Genomic DNA, 4,416 nt, shown 5'->3' on the forward strand with positions numbered 1-4,416 from the left:
AGCATGAGAATGCGATCACATACCATGGGACACCATTACCCTCAATGTCTTCCCCAAAAGCTTGTCTGTTCCCTGCTATAGTTATATATAGTATGTTTCATATCAGTGAGGTACATCTGGCGGGCAAGATGCCCGCATTTTATTGTTAATATTTGTAGATCATATACCACCGAATCTCTTGTAAAACTTAAGAATAATATATAAATGTGATGACAAAACTACATATTTATGAAGCAAAACAAGCCTCAAGATTTCGAGAACTACAAAATTCTTTACGCGATCGCTGGGAAAGTATAGATTTATGTGACCATGGTGACTCCGATATTTTGATTATTCCTTCTGTGACACTCGACCAACGGGAGTTGCAAAAGATAGAGGGCAGTCATAATTATGAAGAACGATATCTATTTTCTTTGATTCGTCTGCGTAACCCCAGAACTAGACTAATTTACATTACTTCCGAACCTCTGCACCCGAGCATCATTGACTATTACTTACAACTATTACCAGGAATCCCATTTTCCCATGCTCGCGAGCGACTACTCCTATTTGCCACCTATGATACTTCTGCAAGACCTCTAACAGAAAAAATTTTAGAACGTCCCCGCCTCATTGAGCGTATTCGTCTAGCATTGCGCCGGGATAAGTCCTACATGGTTTGTTACAACTCCACTTCACTTGAGCGAGAGCTATCCCTACAGTTAGGTATTCCTCTATTAGCATCAGACCCTGATTTGAATTTTTGGGGGACTAAAAGTGGCAGCAGGCAGATATTTACTGAATGTAATATACCTCATCCTGATGGGAGTGAGTTAGTTTGGAATGTTGATGATTTGGCATTAGTAACAGCGCAGTTATGGGAGCGTCAACCTCACCTACAACGAATTGTGATTAAGTTGAATGAGGGATTTTCAGGGGAAGGTAATGCGTTGTTAGACTTACAACCATTGCACAAAGAAGTGAATAGTGATATGGTGACAGCAATAAGCGATAGTTTTAGCACACTGCGCTTTCAGTCTGGTGATGAAACTTGGGAAAATTTTAGTCAGCGTATTTTTGAGTTAGGAGCGATCGCAGAAGCTTTTATAGAAGGAGATGTGAAACGTTCGCCAAGCGTACAAGGTCTGATTAATCCCAAAGGAAAAGTTGAAATTATTTCTACCCATGACCAAATTTTAGGTGGACCTGATGGGCAAATTTTTCTTGGTTGTCGTTTTCCTGCTGATGAAGCTTACCGATTACAGTTACAAGAATTAGGTATGAAAGTGGGAAAAAATTTAGCGGAAAAAGGTGCTTTAGATAGATTTGGTGTGGATTTTATTGCTGTATATCAAGGTGAAAATGCTACCCCAAAATGGGATTTATCTGCAATTGAAATTAACTTGCGTCGTGGTGGTACAACTCATCCATTTATGACATTAAAATTATTAACAAATGGATATTACGATCGTACTACTGCTTTATTTTATAGTCAGCAGGGACGGGCAAAATTTTACAAAGCTACTGATAATTTACAAAAAAGTCCTTATCGGGGTTTATTACCTAATGATTTGATGGATATTATTGCCTTTAATCAATTACATTTTGATAGCTGTACTGAGACCGGAACTGTATTTCACATGATGGGTTGTTTATCACAATTTGGCAAATTAGGTTTAACCAGTATTGGTAATTCTCCTGAACAAGCGGAAGAAATTTATCAAAAAGTTGTTAATGACCTAGATATTTCTTGTCAAACTTCCAGTAAGTTTGGTGTTCAACATTTCGGTTTTAGTTCTTTCTAGAGAAAAATTATTGAAGAAGGAGTCAGGAGTCAGAACTCAGGAGTCAGGAGGGAAAATTGCATGGGGATTCTAACCCCAAACAATGAGGTAATAATTAATTGGCTTGCGCTCAAAAGTCTTTTAGTAGGGGTAGGAGACAACCCACCCCTCGCCCCTCCCCCTCCCAGGAGGGGAATACAGGAGACAGGAGTCAGAACTCAGGTGGAACGGGGAATTATAGAGGAGGTAGGAAGAAAAGTTATCCCAAGATTGTTCTGTCATAATCGTCCCAAAATACTAGCATGCATGAGCTTTTTACACCAAAAAGCTTGCACTTTTTTCGACCAAAAAAGGCCAATACCAATATCAATCAATGGTTTGAAATTTAATCAGCAAGCCCTAATTATTAATTATTAATTATTAATTATTAATTAATGAATACTACTTTCCCATATTCCGCTTCATTTTTTCTAATTCTTCATCTGTTTCTAGACTTTTAAACTGTTCTTCCAATGGGTCTAATGAATTAGCAAAATTATAGAAATTGGTTTGATTCCAGCCATCGGTTTCCCAGCGTCTTTCATTCTTAGCAGTATAACGGTTAGCTTCAGCTTGAACAGCTTTTGCTCGTACTTCCTCCCGACGTTGTTTAATTTGACGATAGAGTTCTTTCGCTTGTTGGATGCGCTGCTTACATCCTTGCATCTGTCCCCAATGTTGATTACCTTGGCGTAAAAAAAATGCTTCCCTTTCTTGAGCAGCCTGAGCTAGATCGGGTCGATTAGCTGTTCGCGCTTTTTCCACTCGGTTATGCCAACGCTTCACTTCTTGCGCAGTTGAAAGAATATCTTGCTCTGATTTTTTTTCTTGGCGCTGTAGTTGCGCTATTAGACGCAAAGTGTCTTCTTCTTGTTTGCGTAGTTGCTCTTCGAGTGCCTGAAGTTCTAAATGAGGATTATTCCGCAGAAACTCTTCAAGCCGATTTTCTAGAAATTCGCTGAAATCGTCAAATAAACCCATAGTTAAGATTACATAAAATTAAGAGTATTAGGCAGTGGAAAATTTAACTTTTAATTAGCTATCAGCATTTCAGCTTTCAGCTTTCAGCACGCTAACAGCTTGAGTTTAAATCCCCGACTTCTAGCTTGTCGTTTAATTTCTAAGAGGGGTAGCGTATCCCCTTCTCAAAAGCTTATTGCTAAACGCCGATAAGCTGTTTACTGAGCATTCCGGACCGAAACGAAACGCTTTTTAACTTATAGAACTTGAAATTATAGCAGGGAACAGTGGGAAAAACATTGTCTAGCATAAGCCATAACCACTATGGCTATTGCGATACTAACAGCTATCACTAAAACTGTTGCCCTACAAAAACAGAACGAACTTCACCATTACGGCGAATTACAGCTTCTTGGTTTGCCACATTAACAAGAGTCCAACCACTACCACCAATATTCTCGCCTACATATATCCGACGCGCTACACCCTCAATTTCAAATAAAGCAGCCGAACGTTCCCCTAACTCCAAAATACCCACTAAGGTATTAATAGGAATCTGAACTTGACTTTCTGCCACTGCTTTCGTCGCAGGTATTTCTGCTGGCGGTGGAGGTAATTGTAATGGTTGTGTTGGCGCTTGTGACTCTTCTGATTTTGCTTCTGTTTCAGATTGAGTTTCTGCTTCTGGTTTAGTTTCAGGTTGGGACTGGGATGATGCTTCCGGTTGGCTTGTTGCTTCCGGTTTTGTTGCTACTTCTTGTGTTGGTTTAGCTTTCTCTTCTACTTTTGCCGTTTCTGCTTTTGCCGTTTCTGGTTTAGCTTTCTCCTCTACTTTTGCCGTTTCTGCTTTTGCCGTTTTTGTTGCTTCCGACCTTTCTGTAACGTTTTCAGCAGCATCTGCGGAGGCAGAAGCATTAGATGCAGATGCTGCTGATAGCTTTGGGGAAGATTCGGTAGACTTTGGTGCTACTGCTACTGCTGAAGGTACAACACTTGGCACTGGAGGAATTACCACCACTTTAGTTTCTGGAATAGTTATAGGTGCTTTTGCTACTTGTGCCTCCATGAGATCAACCAGTCGGTTGAGCGGTAATAGTAAGCTAGTGTTTGTTGGTTGGTTTGCAGGTACTGGTATTGTTGGTAAATTGTTGCTTGGTGGGGCGGGTGGTATACCAGGAATTTGTTGTTGTTGTTTGCGAGTTGCTTCTTTTTGTTCAATCATTTGGAGCGATCGCTCTATATATTCAGCAAATTCTTGATCTGCTACTGCTCTAGGACTTAATGTTTCTGATGATTCATTTAGCTTTTCTACATAACCTAAATAACCCAAAATTTTATCGAGTCCTCCCCTAGTTACTAACCACAAAGAAAGGGTGACTAATATAGAGGCAAAAGCTGCCCCTAAAAGTAGTTTATCTAACGATTTGCTTTGTTTTTTTTCTGCTTCTAATTTAGCTAATTTTGCCTTTTCTTCTTTGTCAATTTCTTGAGGTTGAGTATTATTTTGAGGCAGAACAATTTGAGGAACCTTAATTTGCGTTAAAGAGACAACTTCTGGTCTAGCTACTTGAGTCGGTAAGCGACTACCACCATCCAATACTCGGTCAATATCACGGAACATATCGTCCATCAAATTCTCAGCAAGATTATCTAC

At 39.7% G+C, this 4,416-nt stretch carries 4 protein-coding genes; 2 read left to right on the forward strand and 2 right to left on the reverse strand.

Going from position 1 to position 4,416, the window contains the following annotated elements:
- The first annotated feature begins 209 nt into the window (after nucleotides 1–209).
- Nucleotides 210–1,784 (forward strand): peptide ligase PGM1-related protein, encoded by a 1,575-nt coding sequence (locus F6K13_RS20160; RefSeq protein WP_124154834.1) that lies wholly within the window; start codon nucleotides 210–212, stop codon nucleotides 1,782–1,784.
- Between the two features lie 98 nt (nucleotides 1,785–1,882).
- A complete protein-coding gene (locus tag F6K13_RS20165) occupies nucleotides 1,883–2,047 on the forward strand; it encodes a hypothetical protein (RefSeq protein WP_287288163.1) in 165 nt (54 codons plus the stop codon).
- A 157-nt stretch (nucleotides 2,048–2,204) separates the two neighbouring features.
- On the opposite strand, the gene F6K13_RS20170 is transcribed toward F6K13_RS20165, so the two are convergent.
- Nucleotides 2,205–2,783, reverse strand: coding sequence for a TIGR04376 family protein (locus tag F6K13_RS20170; protein ID WP_124154835.1), 579 nt, complete (start codon nucleotides 2,781–2,783; stop codon nucleotides 2,205–2,207).
- A 331-nt stretch (nucleotides 2,784–3,114) separates the two neighbouring features.
- Nucleotides 3,115–4,392, reverse strand: a complete 1,278-nt coding sequence (locus tag F6K13_RS20175; protein WP_375340675.1) for a hypothetical protein — start codon at nucleotides 4,390–4,392, stop codon at nucleotides 3,115–3,117.
- Nucleotides 4,393–4,416 lie beyond the last annotated feature (24 nt).

Source organism: Okeania sp. SIO2B9 (assembly GCF_010672505.1).
Taxonomy (GTDB): domain Bacteria; phylum Cyanobacteriota; class Cyanobacteriia; order Cyanobacteriales; family Microcoleaceae; genus Okeania; species Okeania hirsuta.

Coding starts and splice junctions, on each gene's coding strand:
- F6K13_RS20160 (WP_124154834.1), top strand. CDS start 210: ATGACAAAACTACATATTTATGAAGCAAAACAAGCCTCAAGATTTCGA.
- F6K13_RS20170 (WP_124154835.1), bottom strand. CDS start 2,783: ATGGGTTTATTTGACGATTTCAGCGAATTTCTAGAAAATCGGCTTGAA.
- F6K13_RS20175 (WP_375340675.1), bottom strand. CDS start 4,392: ATGGACGATATGTTCCGTGATATTGACCGAGTATTGGATGGTGGTAGT.